The sequence below is a fragment of the Bacillus sp. FJAT-49711 genome (genome assembly GCF_018343715.1).
In the GTDB taxonomy this organism is placed as follows: domain Bacteria; phylum Bacillota; class Bacilli; order Bacillales; family Bacillaceae_C; genus Lederbergia.
Map to the genome: position 1 here is coordinate 1,066,058 of NZ_JAGYPL010000002.1, position 20,276 is coordinate 1,086,333.

At 37.2% G+C, this 20,276-nt stretch carries 17 protein-coding genes; 14 read left to right on the forward strand and 3 right to left on the reverse strand.

The window, feature by feature from the left end; genetic code table 11:
• Positions 1 to 8: 8 nt before the first annotated feature.
• The 11 genes from KHA96_RS12575 (at position 9) to KHA96_RS12625 (ending at position 12,807) form a co-directional block, all read left to right on the forward strand.
• Positions 9 to 770, forward strand: a complete 762-nt coding sequence (locus KHA96_RS12575) for a glucosamine-6-phosphate deaminase (RefSeq protein ID WP_213129610.1) — start codon at positions 9 to 11, stop codon at positions 768 to 770.
• Entirely contained in the window at positions 770 to 1,912 is a 1,143-nt protein-coding gene (locus KHA96_RS12580) for an N-acetylglucosamine-6-phosphate deacetylase (RefSeq protein WP_213129611.1), read from the forward strand. The genes KHA96_RS12575 and KHA96_RS12580 overlap by 1 nt, the downstream gene beginning before the upstream one ends.
• Before the next feature lie 107 nt (positions 1,913 to 2,019).
• Positions 2,020 to 2,766, forward strand: a complete 747-nt coding sequence (locus KHA96_RS12585) for a DUF4309 domain-containing protein (RefSeq protein ID WP_213129612.1) — start codon at positions 2,020 to 2,022, stop codon at positions 2,764 to 2,766.
• Positions 2,767 to 2,923: 157 nt separating this feature from the next.
• Complete coding sequence (locus KHA96_RS12590; protein ID WP_213129613.1) at positions 2,924 to 4,078, forward strand: ROK family protein; 1,155 nt, start codon at positions 2,924 to 2,926, stop codon at positions 4,076 to 4,078.
• Complete coding sequence (locus KHA96_RS12595; protein ID WP_213129614.1) at positions 4,062 to 4,793, forward strand: 6-phosphogluconolactonase; 732 nt, start codon at positions 4,062 to 4,064, stop codon at positions 4,791 to 4,793. Before KHA96_RS12590 ends, KHA96_RS12595 begins: the two co-directional genes overlap by 17 nt.
• Positions 4,786 to 5,673, forward strand: coding sequence for an ROK family protein (locus KHA96_RS12600; RefSeq protein WP_213129615.1), 888 nt, complete (start codon positions 4,786 to 4,788; stop codon positions 5,671 to 5,673). The genes KHA96_RS12595 and KHA96_RS12600 overlap by 8 nt, the downstream gene beginning before the upstream one ends.
• Positions 5,674 to 5,678: 5 nt before the next feature.
• Positions 5,679 to 7,064, forward strand: coding sequence for a family 4 glycosyl hydrolase (locus tag KHA96_RS12605; RefSeq protein WP_213129616.1), 1,386 nt, complete (start codon positions 5,679 to 5,681; stop codon positions 7,062 to 7,064).
• A gap of 25 nt (positions 7,065 to 7,089) precedes the next feature.
• Entirely contained in the window at positions 7,090 to 9,210 is a 2,121-nt protein-coding gene (locus KHA96_RS12610; RefSeq protein WP_213129617.1) for a glycoside hydrolase family 3 N-terminal domain-containing protein, read from the forward strand.
• A 154-nt stretch (positions 9,211 to 9,364) separates the two neighbouring features.
• A complete protein-coding gene (locus tag KHA96_RS12615) occupies positions 9,365 to 10,276 on the forward strand; it encodes an ABC transporter permease (RefSeq protein WP_213129618.1) in 912 nt (303 codons plus the stop codon).
• A 14-nt stretch (positions 10,277 to 10,290) separates the two neighbouring features.
• On the forward strand, positions 10,291 to 11,163 hold the full coding sequence (locus tag KHA96_RS12620) for a carbohydrate ABC transporter permease (protein ID WP_213129619.1): 873 nt from the start codon (positions 10,291 to 10,293) through the stop codon (positions 11,161 to 11,163).
• Positions 11,164 to 11,190: 27 nt separating this feature from the next.
• Positions 11,191 to 12,807 (forward strand): type 2 periplasmic-binding domain-containing protein, encoded by a 1,617-nt coding sequence (locus KHA96_RS12625; RefSeq protein WP_213129620.1) that lies wholly within the window; start codon positions 11,191 to 11,193, stop codon positions 12,805 to 12,807.
• A gap of 804 nt (positions 12,808 to 13,611) precedes the next feature.
• On the opposite strand, the gene KHA96_RS12630 is transcribed toward KHA96_RS12625, so the two are convergent.
• Together KHA96_RS12630 and KHA96_RS12635 are read right to left on the reverse strand one after the other, a co-directional pair.
• On the reverse strand, positions 13,612 to 14,094 hold the full coding sequence (locus tag KHA96_RS12630; RefSeq protein ID WP_213129621.1) for a hypothetical protein: 483 nt from the start codon (positions 14,092 to 14,094) through the stop codon (positions 13,612 to 13,614).
• Positions 14,091 to 14,468: a hypothetical protein gene (locus tag KHA96_RS12635; RefSeq protein ID WP_213129622.1), complete on the reverse strand. Its 378-nt coding sequence runs from the start codon at positions 14,466 to 14,468 to the stop codon at positions 14,091 to 14,093. Before KHA96_RS12635 ends, KHA96_RS12630 begins: the two co-directional genes overlap by 4 nt.
• 304 nt (positions 14,469 to 14,772) lie before the next feature.
• Between KHA96_RS12635 and KHA96_RS12640 the strand changes: the two genes are divergently transcribed.
• From KHA96_RS12640 to KHA96_RS12650, 3 genes are all read left to right on the forward strand, one after another.
• Entirely contained in the window at positions 14,773 to 15,777 is a 1,005-nt protein-coding gene (locus KHA96_RS12640; RefSeq protein WP_349305762.1) for an ABC transporter substrate-binding protein, read from the forward strand.
• A gap of 247 nt (positions 15,778 to 16,024) precedes the next feature.
• Positions 16,025 to 17,506: a sugar ABC transporter ATP-binding protein gene (locus KHA96_RS12645; RefSeq protein ID WP_249315501.1), complete on the forward strand. Its 1,482-nt coding sequence runs from the start codon at positions 16,025 to 16,027 to the stop codon at positions 17,504 to 17,506.
• 15 nt (positions 17,507 to 17,521) lie between these two features.
• Complete coding sequence (locus KHA96_RS12650; RefSeq protein ID WP_249315503.1) at positions 17,522 to 18,562, forward strand: ABC transporter permease; 1,041 nt, start codon at positions 17,522 to 17,524, stop codon at positions 18,560 to 18,562.
• A gap of 473 nt (positions 18,563 to 19,035) precedes the next feature.
• On the opposite strand, the gene KHA96_RS12655 is transcribed toward KHA96_RS12650, so the two are convergent.
• Positions 19,036 to 19,827 carry a uracil-DNA glycosylase family protein gene (locus KHA96_RS12655; RefSeq protein WP_249315505.1) on the reverse strand — a complete coding sequence of 264 codons (792 nt, stop codon included), beginning with the start codon at positions 19,825 to 19,827 and terminating at the stop codon, positions 19,036 to 19,038.
• Between the last annotated feature and the right edge of the window lie 449 nt (positions 19,828 to 20,276).

Genomic DNA, 20,276 nt, shown 5'->3' on the forward strand with positions numbered 1-20,276 from the left:
GATGAACAATGAGCATAGCTGTGGAACAAATTGAGAATTTAGTTGTCCAGGTGTACGAGACACGGGTGGATTTAGGGAAAGCAGCTGCGGCACAGGTTTCGAAAAAGCTAAAGGAACTTTTGGAAAATCAGGATACGGTTAGAATGATCTTTGCAGCAGCTCCTTCACAAAGTGAATTTTTTGATACGTTAAAGAAGGATGCGAGCATCGATTGGACCAGAGTCATTGCGTTCCATATGGACGAATATATTGGACTAGAGCCTGACGCGCCGCAACGTTTTGGTGAATTTTTGAAAAGTCATCTGTTTGATGAAGTGAGACCTGGAAAGGTGCATCTAATGGATAGCTCGGGGAATGTGGAGGGTGAACTTTCACGCTATGGGAATCTAATCAAGGAAGAATCAATCGATATTGTTTGCTTAGGGATTGGAGAAAATGGCCATCTCGCTTTTAATGATCCTCCTGTCGCTGATTTTGACGATCCAGAAGTAATTAAAGTTGTGGAATTGGATGAGGTTTGCCGTCAGCAACAAGTAAATGATGGCTGTTTTTCAAGTATTGAAGAAGTGCCGACTCGTGCAATTACGTTAACGATCCCAACATTGATGTCGGGCCACCATTTATTTTGCATGGTTCCTGGCCCTACAAAAAGGCAGGCTGTGAGAGGAGTTTTGCAAGGTCCGATCTCAACAGAAAATCCTGCTACCATCTTACGCCGTCATTCAAACTGTATTCTTTATTTGGATAGGGATTCTTATGGTGCATTATGATGATAAAGGGAAGGCACTATGCTACCGGCGAATCGATTTCTGTTACGGTTGAAGAAGGGGAAATCACTAATATTGAAGAGACTATTGAACAAGAATCTCCTTTTTACATAGCACCTGGGCTCGTTGACATACAAATTAATGGCTATAAAGGTTATGATTTTAATACACTGCCGATTCCGGACGGTCTTGTTGAACACATGACGAGTGCATTGTGGGCAGAAGGGGTAACTTCATATTATCCGACAATTATTACGAATAGTGATGAGGCTATTGAAAACGCAGTAAAAACAATAGCTGTTTCTTGCGATCAGAATCCAATTATCAATCATTGTATCGCTGGTATTCATATAGAAGGACCTTTTATTTCTCCTGAAGACGGACCAAGGGGTGCACACGGGAAAGAATTCGTAAAAGCTCCTGATTGGGATCTCTTTCAAAGATGGCAGGAAGCGGCAAAAGGAAGAATTAGGATCATTACGATCTCACCAGAGTGGCCAAATGCGGTTGGATTTATCGAGAAATGCGTGGAAAGCGGTGTTGTCGTGGCGATAGGACATACTGCCGCGACCCCTGGACAAATAAGGGAAGCCGTTGCCGCTGGAGCTACGATGTCCACTCATCTTGGAAATGCCGCGCACTTAATGCTGCCCCGTCATCCGAATTATATTTGGGAGCAATTGGCACAAGACGATTTGTGGGCGAGTCTTATTGCAGATGGGTTTCATCTTCCGGAATCCTTTTTGAAAGTTGCAATGAAGGTGAAAGAGTCACGTGCGATGCTAGTAAGTGATGCAGTGTATTTGAGTGGATTAGCCCCTGGACAATATGAAACTCATATCGGCGGCCATGTTGTTTTAACTGCTGAAGGGAAGCTTCATACGAAAGACAATTCAAACATCTTGGCGGGATCCGCACTAATGTTAAAAGAAGGAATTGGGCATCTATATAAAAGTGGAATAACAACATTGCATGAAGCGTGGGAGATGGCATCCACACGGCCTTCTCATTTTATGAAATTGCCTACAGATAGAGGACTTAACCGAAAAGCTCCCGCTGACTTAGTTATTTTTAGCTGGGACGAAAATCAGGTAAATATCGTACAGACATATAAAGCAGGGAAGCTCGTCTATTCAAAACAATGAGAAATAAGAAAAATCGCTATCAACCTAGGTTGCTGGCGATTTTTTGTTATCTTTCATGTAGAGAGGGTAAATTTATTAAATAAGATTATTTAGAAAGGTGGGGAAGTATGAAGAAATCGAGTTGTCTTATTATTTCAATTATCCTACTGCTCGGATTGGGTGCATGTGATCAGAAAAAGGTAGATGAAGCCAACTCTCAAACAGATGGTTCTAAGTCAAATGCAGCCGAAAATAAGGAGACTGATGCTTCGCAGTCAAATGCTGCCGAAAATGACGAAACAAATGATTCACCGTCAAATGAATCTGAAACTGAGGAGAATCATTCTGATGAAGCGGGGTCTAAGGAGGAACAAGAAGTGAATGATTCCGAATCTGAAGAAGGACATACAGAAAATCAATCTGTTGAAAGCGAACAGAAACAAATGGCGATAGATACATTGAATGATTTAGTGAAGGACGCGAAAGATGGACGTGTATATAAACTCGGTGATGGAATTTATATTGGGAAAACGAAACGCGATGAAGTTTATGAGTTAATTGGTGAACCCGAAGAAAAGGAAAATGGATTTGAACGATATCATGGCTCAATGGGAAATGCGTCTTATGATTTGGCTTATGATGATGGCGGCGTATTAAAGGAAGCGCGATATAGAGGGACGAATGTTGAAAGACAGACGAATCTTGGAGGGATAACTGTTCAGGATTTGAAAGAACAAATAAGGGAGCCGGATGAAATACGAAAAATCAGTAAGACGGATGAAATAAATTATATTTATCGCCTCGGATTGTTTGAGCTTCAATTCGTGATGGGGCCTGATGGAACGGCCGATCATGTGAATATAATGGAACAATAAGACGCAATGTAGAAATCAAAATAATAAATTTTTGCTTGACATATAAAAGTGGACGGTTATAATTATTTTTAAATCAGCATGATTGTTGATTTTTATTTTTTCTTTAATTATTTAACTTCATTAATTAATATAGTATATTATTTAAGGAGTGTAAGAAATGAAGTCTTACTTACCGAATGATATAAAAGACGAAAACAGAAAAATCATCTTCGATATATTGTTGCAAAATCCCGAATTGGCGAAAGTAGAGATTACGGAAAAAACGGCAATTAGTTTTGTAACCGTTAGTAAAATTGTTAATTTTTTTGATCAAATAGGTATTTTAAAGGCTACTGGTGAAAGTCGAGAAGGTTCGGGTGGTCTAGGCAGGAAAAGAACGGTCTATCGCTTTGTTGAAAATAGTTATGTCACGATTGGAATTCAAATGATTGGCAAAAGGATTACCGCGCTACTTGTAAATTTACATAGCAAAATCATTGATTCTTATTCTATGGAAACAGAGATTCCTTTTTACAGTGAAGAGTTCATTCCGGTTTTTGATGAAATTGTAGAGCGGATGAAGAAAAAGGCAGCGGAAACAAATAGTGTTGTCTTAGGAATCGGCATCGGTGTTGATGGCGCCATTAATACTAGAAAAAAGACAATCAGAATGAAAACAAAGGAATATAAGGAACAGGATTTCTTTTACGAGGGCATTATTGAAAGCCTAAAAAGTAAGGTGCAGTTACCCATTATTCTTGAGAACGATGTGAATGCCTCTACGGTAGCTGAATTTAGAAATTTAGAAAATACCGAGTCTTCCGTGACCGACCTTGTTCACATAACATTAGGGGACGGAATTGGTTCCGGCATTATTATTAATAAAAAGCTGCATAGAGGATTTAATGCAAGTGCTGGAGAACTGGAATACTTGTGTTTCGATGAGGATTATAAAAGGGATCCTTCTTCGGTCGGGTGGCTGGAAAGTAAAATTGGGAGTGAATATTTACTCCAATCATTTGATTTGCATTCTGAATCTGGTATGAAAGCTTGCATACATTATATTTCAAAAAAACTAGCGCTTACGATCACGAGCATTATTAGTATATTGGATATCGATCAAATCATTATTGGCGGAAAGACAATATCCTTATTTCCGGATGCTGTCTTAGAAAGTACAAAAAAATATGTTGAACAATACACAGATTGGCTGCCCAATATTTCGGTTAGCCATTCAGATCATTCAACTGCACTTGGAGCCGCTATACTTATGCTCCAACAAGAGATCTTAAAAGTAATTTCAGGAAGTGGACATGATGATAAAAATAGTTGAAAGTACAGAGGAAATTGCAAGAAAAATTGCAGAAGAGATGAACGAATCACTCAATCATGATGAACAGCCTGTTTTTTGTTTGGCTTCTGGAAGCACACCTGAAAAAGGATATAAACAATTTGCAGAAATCATGGATGAAGAAAAGTTAAAGAAACTTAAAATCGTAAGTTTAGATGAATGGGTCGGAATTGACCGTAATTCTGAAGGCAGCTGTTACCAAATGTTGAACAAGGATTTATTTTCTTTGCTCCAACTAGATAGCGAGCAAATTCAATTTTTCAATGGAACTTCCCACAATATGCAAGAAGAATGTGAAAGAATAGATCAATTTATTGAAAACCACCCTATTACATTTAGTTTAATGGGAGTCGGAATGAATGGTCATATTGGATTAAATGAACCGGGGTGCCCTGCTTTAGACTATAGCAGCATTGTAGATTTATCAGAAACGACAAAGACTGTCGCCCAAAAGTACTTTGCTCAACGTACGGATCTAGAAAAAGGAATTACGTTAGGTTTAAATCAGATAATAAATAGTAAACGGGTGATTGTCGTCATTACAGGCGAACATAAGGCTCATATCGTAAAAGAAATTTTTTCTAACCAAGAAGCTAATCTCCCTGCTCAAAAATTATTAAATTATGATCATATCGATTTTTATGTGGATTCGGATGCAGCAAAGTATATCCGTAATGGGTGTCCGAATCATGAGTGACGGAGTAATTGGTATAGATATTGGGGGGACTAATATCCGAGTTGGTTTTCTTGATAAGCAGCTTCAATTAATTCGGAAAGAAACAGCATTGCAAACTCAATTCCGTAATGCAGGGGATATGTTTACATATGTGAGGAAAATGATTAGCAAGGTGGATGTTGATCGAAAAGCAGATAAAATTGGGATTGCGATGCCTGTTCCTTGGCGGGATGATACAAAAATTATTTTTGATGCGACGAACATTCCGTTTTTGGAGAACATGAGCATTCAAAAAATCTGTTCTTATTTTCCAGGATATGATGTTTTTTTTGAGAATGATGTAAATGTCATTGCGTTGCTAGAATCTAATTATGGTGCAGCTAAAGGGTATCAACATTCAATGTACATCACAATTAGTACAGGGATCGGAAGCGGAATTGTTGTGAATAATGACATCTTTCACGGTGCTCATGGCTACGCGGGGGAGATTGGGAATATGATGGTTTCCGATCGCAATGGATCATTAGAATTATTATGCAGTGGTCAAGCTTTGGAACAAGAAAGTAAACGCTTATATGGTAGTGAAGCTACATCCCGTTTACTTTTTGAAAAATATCATGCAAAAGATATTCATGCAGTGGAAGTGATTGAATTATGGATTGAGCGCTTTTCAAATGCCATTGCTTCATTAATGCAAACGATGGATCCGCATATTTTTGTTTTTGGTGGAGCGGTTATTTACCATAATCAATGGTTAATCGAAAGAATTATTGAAAGTGCTGAAAAAAAGATCCTTCCTAATTTAAAAGGGAAAGCCAAAATCGTAATGTCAAAATTCGGTCCTGACGCGGGAATAATTGGGGCGGGCTTTATCGCCTTAAAAAAATCAAAAGGAGAATGATCGTTATGAAAAATATGAAAGTAACGCTTGTCGGAGCAGGAAGCTTGTCTTTTGCCTTAGGGGCACTTCAGGATATGGTTTTATCAGATAAATTAAAAAATCAAGTAAATCTTGAAATCGCTTTGATGGATATCGCGGAAAAAAATGTGATGAGAACATACGAATACACAAAAGAAATGTTTGCGGCTTTCTCACATCCAGCAAAAATTTCACAGACTACCAATTTAGAGGAAGCACTTACTGGAGCTGACTTTGTCATTGTTGCTATTGAAGTGAATCGTTATTTTTATTGGTCCCAAGACTTTCATATTCCACGCCGTTATGGGAGTAAGCAAATTTATGGGGAAAATGGCGGACCTGGTTCTATGTTCCATACATTAAGAAATCTTGGGCCAATGCTTGAGATTGCTAGAATGATGGAAAAGGTATGTCCAGATGCTTGGTTCATTAATTTCACAAACCCTGAGGCAAAGCTAGTAGAAGCTATTTCAAAAATGACTACTATAAAAATAGTAGGTCTTTGCCATGGATTGGACATGGGTATCGACCAGATTTCTCAGTTTTTAGAAATGGACAAAGAGGAAATTGGAATCGAAGGTGGAGGATTGAACCATTTTGGCTTCTTCACAAAAATTTGGAACAAAAAAACAGGGGAAGATTTATATCCGTTATTTGATGAAAAGGAAAAGAAAGCGGATCGATTGGCGCAATTTGATCATATTGGGCTTTCCAGAACGATGTATCGCACGTACGGCTACTATCCTTATCCGGGTACAAATCATATTGGCGAGTATGTTTCATGGGCAGAAGATTTTTACGCAGGATTAGCCTTGCAGTATCGTTATGACCCGATAAGAGAAAAACTTTGGGAAGAACATTCAAGGGTTCCAGAATTTATATATTGTGCCGATGGCCATACGTTGGATAAAGGGCTATTTTCAGACGATATGACTCAAGAAGAATGGATTGCAGAGACGTTTACTTTCGATAAAGACAAGGTTCAAAAAAGTAATGAATATGCGATTCCAATTATTGAAGCGATCTTTTTCGATGAAGAAATTCAGCTAAACTCCGTCAATATGCAAAATAATGGAGCAATCAAAGGGCTGCCAGACGATATGGTTGTAGAAACGCAAGCCATTGTTAACGGACAAGGAATCAAGTTAATTCCAATGACTGTTGAATTACCGACCGCGATTATCGGAACCATCCATATTCAAGGAACGATCCACAAACTATTGCTTGAAGCATTTGTGGAACAATCTAAAACAAAACTATTGCAAGCGATTTTACTAGATCCACAAGCTCCCACCTATTACCAAGCATGTGCCATGATTGATGAAATCTGCGAACTGCAGAAGGATATATTGCCGAAGTTGGAGTGGAAGTAGTTTTCTAGGGGGTAATAAATATTTCATGAATAATAAAAAGGTTATAGAATTGCTAAAAGAAATGACACTTAAAGAGAAGATTGGACAGCTTTCACAAATTACTGGAGAGCATTATGTAGGTAAAATTGATGATGAAATGGTGGAAACTGGGCCAGACGTTTCACGCCAAATATTAAAAGAAGATACTTTATATACAATGGGAAGTGTCATAGGCGCTTCGAGTGCAAAAATTACTAATTTAATACAATCTGAGTATTTAAAGAAATCAAGATTGAAAATCCCTTTGCTTTTTATGCATGATGCCATTCATGGGTACAAGACTATTTTTCCTATTCCACTCGCCCTATCTTGTACCTGGGATGAAGGCATTTTGATGAAAGTTGCGGAAGACATTGCATCTGAATTACGGTCTGCAGGCATCCATGTTAACTTTTCCCCAATGGTAGATCTTGTGAGAGATTCTAGATGGGGAAGAGTAATGGAGTCTTTTGGAGAAGATCATATTTTATCAGGTAAACTTGGTGGAGCAATGATTAAAGGCTACCAAAAATCCGATGAAGGTAAAATTTCTCAAAAGGGTGTTGCTGCTTGCTTAAAGCATTTTGCTGCATACGGAGCAGGTATTGGCGGAAAAGATTATAATACCGTCGATATGTCTTGGAGAGAATTTTTCGAATACTATGGTAAGTCTTATGAGATAGCTCTGAGTGAAAAACCGAAATTTGTTATGAGTTCATTTAATACTTTTAATGGGATTCCAGTAAGCGCAAGTGAAGAAATGTTGAAAGATATATTAAGAGACCAGTATCAATTTAATGATATTGTAATTTCTGATTGGGGTGCTGTATCCGAGCTTCAAAACCATAGAGTGGCTAAAGATGGAAAGGAAGCTGCTCAGTTGGCTTTAAAAGCGGGAATAGACATTGAAATGGTTTCAACATTATACCTTGAACATTTCGAAACACTATTAGCGGAAAATCCCACTCTTCTTAATGATATAGATGCAGCAGTATTAAAAATTTTACAACTTAAAAATGAAATGGGACTTTTTGAAAACCCTTTTGTTGACGAAGAGTTGGAAAAGGAAGTTATTTTAAATACAAAGTCATTAGAATTTGCCAAGGAAACGGCAAAAAAAAGTTGTGTATTACTGAAAAATGATCAAATGTTGCCAATAGGCAAAGAACACAAAAATATAATAATAATTGGACCTTTTTCTAACACAAGTGAATTACTCGGTAATTGGAGTTGTAAGGGTAGCTTCGAGGATGTCGTTACTCTTGCGGAAGGCATGAAGCTTGTGGATGATTCTCTGGAAATAAAAGCATATGATCATTTCGAAGACTGTCCAAAAGATGAACTGGACCATTGCGATTATATTATTGTTGCTGTCGGAGAAAGTTGGGAGTTAAGCGGGGAAGGGCATAGCAGTGTTAACATTGAATTGGAAGAAAGACAACGAAGGCTTATACAAGCAGTGAAAAAGATGAATAAGCCATATGCTTGTGTCTGTTTTTCAGGTAGACCGTTAGCACTTCAAAACATCATTGATGATATTCCATCCTTGCTTTGGTGCTGGTATCCAGGAACACAAGCAGGTATAGCGATTGCGGAGCTTATCACTGGAAACGATACACCGTCAGGGAAATTAACGATGTCATTTCCGCGATATTCCGCTCAGGTACCCATTCACTATAATGAATATAGTTCAGGACGACTGGCGAACGCTTCAAACTATAGCAGCAGGTATCAGGATTGCGAAATTGGACCACTATTCTCTTTCGGACACGGGTTGACGTATACAAATACAGAGTATTCTAATTTTCAAATATCAAGTAATAAAATTACGAAAGATCAAGAAATAACAATATCATTTCAAGTTAATAATCAAAGTCAATTTGGTTATTCAGAAATTGCTATTTTGTATATTGAGGATCTAGTATCAAGGGCTGTACGACCAACACGAGAAATGAAAAAATACCAAATTGTAAACGTTCCACCGTTTCAGAGTGTTCCTGTAGAATTTACTATTACATTAGATGACTTGTATTATTTGAATGCGAATTTGGAGCAAACGATTGAACCAGGAGAGTTTAATTTATATATAAATAAACTAGATCAGCCTATTTTTACTATTGAGTATTGATGTGTCCAGTGATGATCGGATTACACTAAGAAAAGTGCACCCATATAATTAAGAACATTAATTAATTTCATAAAGTTTCATTTGTTATAAGAAGAGGTGAGAATATCGCTTATACGAGTAGAATGTCTTGCGAATAATGAGAGGCGGTATAAAGATGAATTACAAATTTAAAAAAATATTTTTATCTCAATGGCAGTTACAATTGATGATTTGGCCGAGTATTATCTTGATGATTGTATTCTCATTTATACCAATGTTTGGGTTAATCATTGCCTTTCAAGATTACTCTCCTTTAACAGGATTTTTGGATTCAGAATTCGTAGGTATCGAAAACTTCAAAGCATTTTTTGGAGATAGAGACTTTTATAATGTTTTGACCAATACATTGGGGATCAGTTTATTAAAATTGCTGATTGGCTTTCCACTCGAAATCATTTTAGCTATTTTAATAAACGAATTGAGACTTGGCATTTTTAAAAAGTTTACTCAAACCATTTCATATTTACCCCATTTCCTGTCATGGGTAATTCTTGGTGGAATGATCATTTCATGGTTAAGCTCCTCTGGCATCGTTAATAGTTTGCTATTATCACTTCATTTAACTTCGGAGCCGATAGCATTCCTAACTAATCCAAATGGATATTGGTGGGTAGCTACGATCTCCGATATATGGAAGGAAGTAGGTTGGGGAACCATCTTATACTTGGCAGCAATGTCGGGAATTGATCCTTCACTATATGAGGCAGCAAAAGTTGATGGAGCGAAGAAATTAAAGAGAATATGGCATATTACGCTTCCGGGTATTAGCTATATTATCGTTTTAATGTTCGTATTACGTGTAGGTTCTGTTTTAGGATCGAATCTAGAACAAGCATTAGTATTACAAAACTCTTCAAATATGAGCAAAAGTGAAGTGCTAGATTTATACGTTTACCACTTAGGATTAACACAAGGAGATTTCTCCTTTGCCACAGCAGTTGGAATATTTTCATCTGTTATATCGGTAATCCTTTTATTACTTGCCAATTTTTTAACCAAAAAAATAAATGATAGCTCAATATTCTAAAAGGAGGTATGAATATGCGTTTAGAGAAAGGCGAAAAAATCTTTAATATTTTTAATGTAATATTCATGCTTTTCTTTTCTTCATTAATAATATTCCCGTTGATTAATATTATTGCCCTATCATTCAATGACGGTTATGACGCAATGAAAGGGGGGATTTACTTTTTCCCAAGAAAATTTACATTAGTAAACTATGAAACAATCTTAAAAGACGTCACCATTTATAAGGCATTTGGAATCACGGTTGCAAAAACTTTAATCGGTGTTGCTGCCCACTTATTTATTACAGGCATAGCAGCTTATGCAATGAGTAAACCGTATTTGGCGGGCAGAAAAGTGTTTATTCGAATGGGAGTAATCACAATGTTCTTTAGCGGTGGAATGATTCCGACATTCCTAGTAGTAAAGTCTTTGGGATTAGCAAATAACTTTTGGGTATACATCATCCCGGTATTGTTTAGTTTCTATGACATGATTATTTTAATGAATTTCTTTAGAAACTTACCGGCATCATTAGAAGAATCAGCTAAGATCGATGGTGCGAATTTTTTCCAAGTGTTTTTCAAAATCGTTCTGCCATTATCTTTTCCGGTACTTGCAACAATATCTTTATTCCATGGGGTTTATCAATGGAATGACTTTTTTGTAGCAAAACTTTATATTACTGATAAATTTTTATATCCAATTCAATATTATTTATATCAGTTATTAACTAGTACGGGAGCGGCAAATTCTGCGAAGGCGGGAGTCTATATTTCAAAAGCTTTTACAACTCAATCTTTGCAGCAAGCAACGATGATTGTAACAACATTACCTATAATGTTAGTTTATCCATTCCTTCAAAAATATTTTATTAGTGGAATGCTCGTTGGAGGAGTGAAAGAATAATAGTTTTTTAAAAAAAGGGGATGCATTATGAAAAAATTTATTACTATTTTAACAACATTAATTATAGCAGTCATAGTAGTTGGCTGTGGTAAGAAAGAAGAAGCAAAATTACCCGATTCTACAATAGAAGTTGATAAGGATACACCGAGCTGGAAAAATGATGAAAAAGAAGCAAACTTAGATTGGTATATTAACTTCGACTGGTTTGCTCAAGTTTGGGGAGAGGATATGTCCTCAAAATTCATTACAGAAGATACAAAGGTTACCATTAATTATCAAAATGGATCAGATGATAAATTAAATACAATGTTAGCATCAGGAGATTTGCCAGATATTATTACAATTGACGGTGCAAGCCCTTTAATAAAGGATGCAGATAAATTTGCTATTCCTTTAGATGAATTAGCTGCAAAATATGATCCTTATTTTCTAGAACATGCTGCAAAACCTGAAACTCTTAAATTTTTTACTAGAGAAGATGGTCATATTTATGGGTATCCCAATTTTTCAAATACAAAATCGGATTATGAAATGGGCGGAATGTACGGCAACCAGGCATTCATGGTACGAAGTGATATTTACGAAGAAATTGGAAAGCCAGATATGACAACACAAGAAGGATTTTTATCTGCATTAGAAGCTGTGAAAAATTTAGAATTAAAAGATGAACTTGGAAAGCCAGTGATCCCTCTTGGTGTAACTGATTTTAACGAGGGTTCAGAGAAGAATGGTGTATTTAATAGGACTCTAGCTGATTTTATTGGTGTACCAGTATTGGCGGAAGATGGTACATATTATGATCGTTTTACAGATGAAGATTTTCAAAGTTGGTTAAAAGTTTTTGTTCATGCTAGGCAAAATGGGTTAACAGATAAAGACATGATTACGATGACAAAAGATGATAAGGACGCTAGACTGACTAATGGCAGCTATTTTGCATACTTTGCCTCTGATGTAATAGGTGAAACGGATACAATGTCATTATGGGCTAATGAGCACCCAGGTAAAAAATATATTGCAATTGATGGGCCATCTTCAACAAATGGCAGAGAAATAGCATTGCCAGGGACTTCGATTGAAGGTTGGACACAAACCTTTATTTCAAAAGATGTCAAAGATCCTCAAAAAGCAATAGAGTTTTTAACTTATTTAGTTAGTGAATATGGAAATACTGTGATGAACTACGGAAGAGAAGGGGAAACCTATACCGTTGTAGATGGTAGCCCAGTATTAAATCAAGATTTACTTGAGTTCAAACAAACTGACCCTGCTGGCTTTGAAAAAGAAGTCGGATTGACAACACATCTATGGGTACAAGATAGCGCCTTGCTATCACGTCAAATGGGTATTTCACAATTTCCAAAAGCCTTACAACAAGCAAAAGAGTGGACCGTAGATAATGTTGTTCCACAGTTTGAATTGGCAGGGGTAGATGTATACTTATCAAAAGAATCTACTAGAAATGCAGAAAAAATTAATCAAAACTGGTCTCAAACAGTTGCCAAAATATTGAATGCAAAATCTGATAGTGAAGTTGATAAAGCAATGGAGGAATTTGTGAAATATAGAGAAGACAACGGTTACTCGAAATTAATTGAAGAAAGAAATAAACAAATAAAGGCCAATGAAGAAAAACTAAAATAATCACAAAGGGGAATGGAAATGATTAGTATAGAGAGTAAGTTATATCACAACTTATTATTGTTAACACAATTAATGGTATTGAATATTCTCTTTTACATTATTTCTATTCCCTTATTGACCATTCCTATTGCATTGCTATACTTATGCCATTGTCTAATAAATATTATAGATTCGAAAAAAATGCTCTCTAATATGAAATTAAAAAAGACCATTTGGATGCAATTTTTTGTTATCATGATCATCAACTTTTTCTCTGGTTATACGATTTATTCATTACTTTTCAATAACTTTTCTTTCATAACATTATTGTTAGCGTCTTTTATTATTTCGTTTAATCTCATCCCATATATATTAATCCTTACAATGCAAACGAATATAATGAATATATTGAGAACCTCCTTCATCTACTCAATTGTATACTTTTACAAAACAGTTTTAGTATTATTAGTCTATTTATTTATTAGCGTCAAAATATGGGAGATCACCCCAATACTATTTATTTTTGGCTTAATCGCTTTTTATTTGTACATATTCATAAAAATCAATTACCAAACCATTCTTAAGCTAACTGGCAAAATCCACTAAAATAATCAACATCAATGAAAAAATCAGAAAAACGATAACCAATAACCATCACAGCAATCTCCAGCATGATCAACAATAGAATTGAATGAGTGCCAGGCACTCGCGCAATTTTGATACAATTCTGAATTGTTTTTAAGTTGTTTGGGTGCCTGGCACTCAAACAATTTAAAAAAACGACTAAAAGCCATTTAATGTGGCTTTTGGTCGTTTAAAATCAGGCTATTTAAAGATAATCGATATTATTTCATTCATTGTCATTTCGCTTTCTACTTCAAATGTACCGGGACGTAAATCTTTCGACAAGCCTTTCTTTTCGACTTCATTAAAAAATTTCATTCCACTATCAATGATGTTTGCTTTTTCAAGGGCTTTACCCACGTCAATACTTGTCATGCCCGGGGATACGGTGATCATCGTTCGGTATATTATTTTTTCTTTTACTTTTACTTCTTTTTCTTCTACCTTTTCTTTTTCGCTATCTTTAACGGCTTTAGCGGCCTCTTCCTGCTCACGCCACTCTTTTTCTGAATGAATGACATAGCCTTCAGAAACTAGCGTGTTTTTCATTTCATCTATTGATGGTTTTTTTTCGACGGCTTGTGCGCTATCTGCTTCACTAGGACCAAAATAGTACACCGCGCCGCACATGCTTGCTGCGACAAGTAGTCCAAGGGCAAAACTGCGCATCGAATGATATGTCATTGGGCCACCTTGCTCCTTTCATCCTTTGCTTTTATGTAGGGGGCAAGCAAACGGTCTACCTCTTCCTTGGTTAATTGTGTTTTCGTTGCAATGCTGTCATATGAATATCCGCGCTTATGTAAGTCTAGCATGTCACGCAACAAAAGACGGTGCTCTGAAGATACTGGTAATATCCCCGCTTCTTGTGCGGTGATTTCAGCATCTAACTCAAGATTCCTTATTTTCTGTTCTAGTTGATACATATCATCCATGAAAGAATTTGAAATCTGATCTATTTGTTTTTCCATTTTTGATGACGATTTCATCGATTTGATAAACGACAAAATGAGCAGCAACACTGCTGCACCAAACAAAATAATCAAAACCCATTCCATCCTTACATCCTCCCTTACCTAAAACTATTCCTTTCTTATTATACATAAATCGCAAAAAAATTCGCCTTAAAATACGAAAATGTAACAATTGTCATGTGATTAAGACAAAAAGGGAGAAGGTAAGTGCCAGGCACTCACACAACTCGAACACAATTCTGAATAGTTCCAGAGTTGTTTGAGTGCCTGGCACTCAAACAAATTAAAAATTCATATATTTGGGTTGTTGGACATAATCATCATTGAATGGTGGTTTTGGGGTTTTTAGAGAGAATACCAGTTTTGTAAAAAGGGGGAGTGTATTTTGGTGGGAAAGGTGTTTCGTTTATTTGTTTTGCTTTTGTTGGTTATGGTTCCGCTTCTTACGGCCTGTGGTGGGAAGGCAACAAATTCAGACGCTGGCACTGGCACTAGCACTGGCAATGATTCGGAGGGTTCTGATTCCAGTAATAAGAAACATAAGATTGGGATTTTAGCTCCGGCGGTTACACATGGTTGGGTGGCTGCAGTTGCTTACCACGCCGAAGCTCGTGCGAAGGAGCTATCGAATGATATTGAGTATCAAATCCAAACGAGTTCTAATGCGGAGGAAATGACTTCTCAGTTGGATGACTTGATGACGTGGGGGGCAGAAGCAATTGTCGCATTTCCACAATGGGAAGGAATGGAAGTACCGATTCAAAAAGCGCTAGATGCTGATATTAAGGTAGTAAACTTTGATATTGTCATTGATGCGGATGGAGTGTATCGCGTATCCGGAGACAACGAGGATATGGGAATTCAAGGTGCGAAATATATTGTAGATAAGATTGGAAAAGAAGGAAATGTCGTTATGCTTGAAGTTCCGACTTCGGGTTCCGTTTCTGAGTTAAGAAAGAAAGGCTTTGTTGATACGATGGCAGAAATTGCACCTGATATGAAAATCGAAACGTACGCCACTAAGTTCACTCGTGAAGATGGGTTAAAAGACTTTGCTGATATTTTAACAAGTAACGCTAAAATTGATGCAGTTTATTCAATGGATGATGAAACGTCTATCGGTGTCTTGCAGGCGATAGACGAAGCTGGAAGAACGGATATTAAAGTTGTAACGGGAGGCGGCGGTATGCAGGAATATTTTAACATGATGCCTGAAAATGAAGATATTTGGATTGAGTCGGCGCTATACAGCCCGGCGATGGTTAAAGACGCTGTAGATGTTGCCCTTAGTCTTTTGAATGATGAAAGTGCGGAAGAAGTTAAGGTGATTCCAACAACGATTGTTGACCGCGATAATTATAAAGATTTTCTTGATGAAAATTCACCATATTAGAAATCGAGAAACGGAGGGAGATTATGGCTTAGCTATGGTCTCTCTTTTTAAAAGAAAGTTTTTGAATGATGGCTATAGCTGTCTAGCGCAAGCGGTCGTCGACTAGCAAATTTCCTGTCCATCTCGCTTGCGAAGTAAACACCGATTCGGACTTTAGGCACATCGTGTTTCTTTTGTATGTCTATCGATGAGGCAGCCGCTTGCCCTTTTCTATAAAATAGTTGGAAGTGATTATATGATCATTGAGATGGCAAATATCAGAAAATCCTTTGGGAGTAATGATGTCCTCAAAGATGTATCGTTTACGCTGAAAGGCGGAGAAATTTGCGCCCTGCTTGGTGAAAATGGCGCGGGAAAATCGACGCTTATGAATATTTTGGGCGGGGTTTTTCCAGCGGATTCAGGGCAGATTTATGTAGATGGAAAGCTGGTAGAATTTAGTACCCCTGCTGAGTCGCAGGAAGCGGGGATTGCGTTCATTCATCAGGAACTGAATTTGATTAATGATTTGCCGATCTATGAAAATATGTTTTTAGGAAGAGAACTAAAAACGAAAAGGGGCAGCCTTGATTTAGAGAAAATGTATCAGGAAACAGCACGTATGTTTCAGCAAATGAAGGTGAATCTTGATCCGAATACGATGGTGAGCAACCTTGATGCTTCTTATAAGCAAATCGTTGAAATTTGCCGGGCGATGATGACAAAAGCTTCGATCATCATTATGGATGAGCCTACTTCTTCCTTGACTGACCAGGAGATTGGGCGAGTTTTTACGATGATGAGAACACTTAAGGACCATAAAGTGGGAATCATTTTTATTTCTCATAAACTGAATGAAGTGATGAAGATTTGTAATCGTTATGTAGTACTTCGTGATGGGAATTTAGTCGCGGAAGGTGCTGTAGGGAGCGTTTCGACGAATGATCTGGCACGCTTTATGGTCGGATTTGATGTGCGGACGGAATCTTTATTAAGAGAGAAAAAAATAGGTGCGGAAATTTTACGAGTAGAGAGACTGACGGGTGGGCACTCTTTTCAAAATATCCAATTTTCTGTTAAATCTGGTGAAATCATTGGAGTTACCGGTCTTCTTGGAGATGGACGCAGTGAACTTTTTCAAGCGATATTTGGAGCAAATGAAGTTTCGTCTGGAAAAATATTTTTAAACGGAAAAAAAGTTTTGATTAAAAGTACGACACAGGCGATAAAAGAAGGAATTGCATATGTACCACGCAATCGAAAAGAAAATGCCATTATTAAAGATATGAATATTATTGAGAATGCATCGATCGTGACGTGGTCAACATTTGCGAAACTGGGTATCATTCACGTAAAAAAGCATGTAGAAACCTTTGAAAAGCAAAAAAGAGCCTTGCGATTAAAAATGGGGAAGCTGACAGATAGCATTACAAGTCTTTCGGGTGGAAACCAGCAAAAGGTTGTTTTAGCAAAATGGTTGGCAATGGATCCGAAAGTATTGATTTTGGACAATCCTACCCAAGGTGTCGATGTAGGGGCAAAAGAAGATATTTACGATATTATATTGCAGCTTGCGAATCGTGATATTGCCATTGTGGTTCTATCTAGTGAAGCAGCTGAAATTATCCGAGTATGTGACCGTGCACTTGTCATGTACCATGGGGGCATTCAAGGCGAAGTATCTGGACATGCAATGAATGAGCAAAATATTATGAATCTCGCTACGGGTGGGCAGCTGACTTATGTATAGAAAGGAAAGACAATGATGGAAAATACCATTGTGAAAGGAAACTTTTTTATATGGTTTAAAAATAAATGGTCGACGGATCCGATATTCAGTACAGCGATTGCCCTTATCATCATGATTATTTTACAAACATTGGTCTTGGGCTTTGATTATCATTCATTTGGCGAGTGGTTCCAGTCCTGGATCAATAACTGGATCAATATTTTACGAAATAATGCAGGTGTCGGGATTATTGCGCTTGGGATGACCTTAGTCATTATGACAGGGGGTATTGATTTAGCCGTTGGATCTACGTTGGTAGCAACTGGTGCTTTGACGATGATCTTGCTTGACACGGGTACGAAAGGGATTTTAGGCATAATGGGCATATCAGGATTTCCTGCATTTGTCTTAGCGATTATGCTCGTTGTTCTATTTGGATATTTACTGGGATTAATGATCGGCATGACGATTACGAAAGGGAATGTGCCGCCGTTTATAGCCACATTGGGGGCGATGATGATTTTTCGAAGTGTGACGCAGCACTTCATGCAAGGGTACAATCCAAAAGTGCCAATTGAATTTTTACAGATTGCTAGTTATAAATTTGGAAATTATATGATCATGCCGATTATTTATTGGGGGATCATTGCGTATATTCTTTACTATGTTTCGAAGCGGACTACCTTTGGGCGGCACATTATTGCGGTCGGATCGAATGAGCGGGCTGCAAAACTTTCAGGCGTAAATGTAAATAAGGTGAAGCTGCGAGTGTACGCATTAATGGGAATGCTCGTTTCGATCGCCGCCATCATCCAAGTTTCCCGTATCGGATCCATGGACTTTTCAAACGCCGGCCGAGGAATGGAAATGGACGCCATCGCCGCAGCCGTAGTAGGCGGTACAAGCATGATGGGAGGAAGAGGCTTTATCCTCGGAACCATATATGGAATGCTCATCATCGCCGTTATGAACAATTTGCTGAATTTATTTGGAGTACCGCCATTTTTGCGCGAAGCCTTTAAAGGACTAATTGTCATCGGGGCTGTGCTGTTGCAAAGAAAAGAGAAGGCATCCTAAAGGTGTGAAAGTTGTTTGGAAATTGTTTGGGTGCCAGGCACCCAAACAACTCTGGAATAATTATGAATAATCAGAATTGAGGAGATGCTTGACGCGACTTTTCTTTTGTATTTTAGTTTATTTTTCTAAATGCTCTTCTTTCCGCATAGGTGGAGCATTGTATACATACTTTTATTTTTTGCTTTCTGTCATTTTCGTATTTTCGAAGTGACCTTTTGGGAAATTGTGGATTGCATATATTGCATTTCATTTTAAATAAACTAATCATTTGTGTCGTTCCCCCTCCCCCACCAACCATTCGACAAAAGAAGAAATAATCCTTCTCATTTTCTTATGGATGCATTTTTGTTTAATCGATGATATTGCTGGTAATTGGGGGGAGTTGAAAAGATGAATCTCCAGTTGTATGCTTGGGCACGTACATAAAGAGGATTCTTCCAAATGAAGAATCCTCTCTAAAAAAATATTGAGATTTAAGTAGAAATCGTTTCGTTTTGAAAATGAATTTGTAATATTTTTTGCATATGCGTTTTGTTATCAGCAAATTGTTTGTGTCGATGGCCATTTCCACCCGAGGGATGCGGAAAACCTGAAAGAAAGTTTTTTACATTTAATAGATTGTTATCAGCTAAGTAGTTTATTGCATTTGATACATTCACACCTAATGGGATAATAAGTGGATTGCTTAGCTTTCTCATTTCTGAAGCAAAATAATCAGTCACATATTTTTTCAACATGTCGTTCTTTAATATATTTGGCGTTGACCCATTGAAGTTTTTACCTTTGTAAAATACAGGGTATGGGATAATTGAAGTAGTCTGTACGATATTACTAGCCTCGTTGAAAAGCTTCATAGTTGATGTTAATCCCAAATATTCATGCAAACCTAGCTCATCCAACATGTGAACTAAGTTTTTCCTCATTGGTCCTTCAAAGCTTGAATGATTTTTTACCTGTCTTAAAATTTCCTCATCATTTTCAATTTGATTTTTAGCGTTCAGTACAGTCGTGAAAGACTTTTTCATTTGGTGAAGACCCGGTGTAATCCCAACAATTAGTATTCTAGCTTTTTGATTTACATATTCAAACGGTGCGTAATATATATCAAGATTTTTCTTTTCGTCTTTTTCTAATAGAAACTGTTCATCTAGCATAATATCCTCTAGCTGAGAGGAGGGAATAGATTGAATCAAATTTTTAAATTGATGAAACTTAGAATAACCTGCAATCGCCATTACCTCTGCCCCCCAAATGAACTTCCACATTTATAAAAAGAGATAGCAACCCCTCACATCTGCGTGGATTGCTACTTCTTTATTTTTTATCATTATAATCTAACATTCTAAACTATAAAAGTTCGTTACTAAAGGAAGTTTTTGGAATTGTTTGAGTGCCCATTAGTGTTGTACGTTTGTAAAAAAATGTAAGATCAGACTGAATATTGATTTTTCACCTTGCGGTAAAATAAAAAAACTCCTAATGTAGGTAGGGAAAGACGACCTCATCAGTTCCCTACACTACAAAAGGAGCACGCAATGAATAGTGTAGATCAAGATTTAGTCTTTCGTCAATATTTATCTTTATTACCAGCCACAACACTGGCATGCCCATCCCATAATTACAACTTCACAAAATTATCGGATGAATCCTTAGTGAAAATATTTCTCCTTTCGACCCTCTTTCGCTGGGGTAGCCTTCGGGAAATCGAAGTAGC

Coding starts and splice junctions, on each gene's coding strand:
- KHA96_RS12575 (WP_213129610.1), top strand. CDS start 9: ATGAGCATAGCTGTGGAACAAATTGAGAATTTAGTTGTCCAGGTGTAC.
- KHA96_RS12580 (WP_213129611.1), top strand. CDS start 770: ATGATAAAGGGAAGGCACTATGCTACCGGCGAATCGATTTCTGTTACG.
- KHA96_RS12585 (WP_213129612.1), top strand. CDS start 2,020: ATGAAGAAATCGAGTTGTCTTATTATTTCAATTATCCTACTGCTCGGA.
- KHA96_RS12590 (WP_213129613.1), top strand. CDS start 2,924: ATGAAGTCTTACTTACCGAATGATATAAAAGACGAAAACAGAAAAATC.
- KHA96_RS12595 (WP_213129614.1), top strand. CDS start 4,062: ATGATAAAAATAGTTGAAAGTACAGAGGAAATTGCAAGAAAAATTGCA.
- KHA96_RS12600 (WP_213129615.1), top strand. CDS start 4,786: ATGAGTGACGGAGTAATTGGTATAGATATTGGGGGGACTAATATCCGA.
- KHA96_RS12605 (WP_213129616.1), top strand. CDS start 5,679: ATGAAAAATATGAAAGTAACGCTTGTCGGAGCAGGAAGCTTGTCTTTT.
- KHA96_RS12610 (WP_213129617.1), top strand. CDS start 7,090: ATGAATAATAAAAAGGTTATAGAATTGCTAAAAGAAATGACACTTAAA.
- KHA96_RS12615 (WP_213129618.1), top strand. CDS start 9,365: ATGAATTACAAATTTAAAAAAATATTTTTATCTCAATGGCAGTTACAA.
- KHA96_RS12620 (WP_213129619.1), top strand. CDS start 10,291: ATGCGTTTAGAGAAAGGCGAAAAAATCTTTAATATTTTTAATGTAATA.
- KHA96_RS12625 (WP_213129620.1), top strand. CDS start 11,191: ATGAAAAAATTTATTACTATTTTAACAACATTAATTATAGCAGTCATA.
- KHA96_RS12630 (WP_213129621.1), bottom strand. CDS start 14,094: ATGACATATCATTCGATGCGCAGTTTTGCCCTTGGACTACTTGTCGCA.
- KHA96_RS12635 (WP_213129622.1), bottom strand. CDS start 14,468: ATGGAATGGGTTTTGATTATTTTGTTTGGTGCAGCAGTGTTGCTGCTC.
- KHA96_RS12645 (WP_249315501.1), top strand. CDS start 16,025: ATGGCAAATATCAGAAAATCCTTTGGGAGTAATGATGTCCTCAAAGAT.
- KHA96_RS12650 (WP_249315503.1), top strand. CDS start 17,522: ATGGAAAATACCATTGTGAAAGGAAACTTTTTTATATGGTTTAAAAAT.
- KHA96_RS12655 (WP_249315505.1), bottom strand. CDS start 19,827: ATGTGGAAGTTCATTTGGGGGGCAGAGGTAATGGCGATTGCAGGTTAT.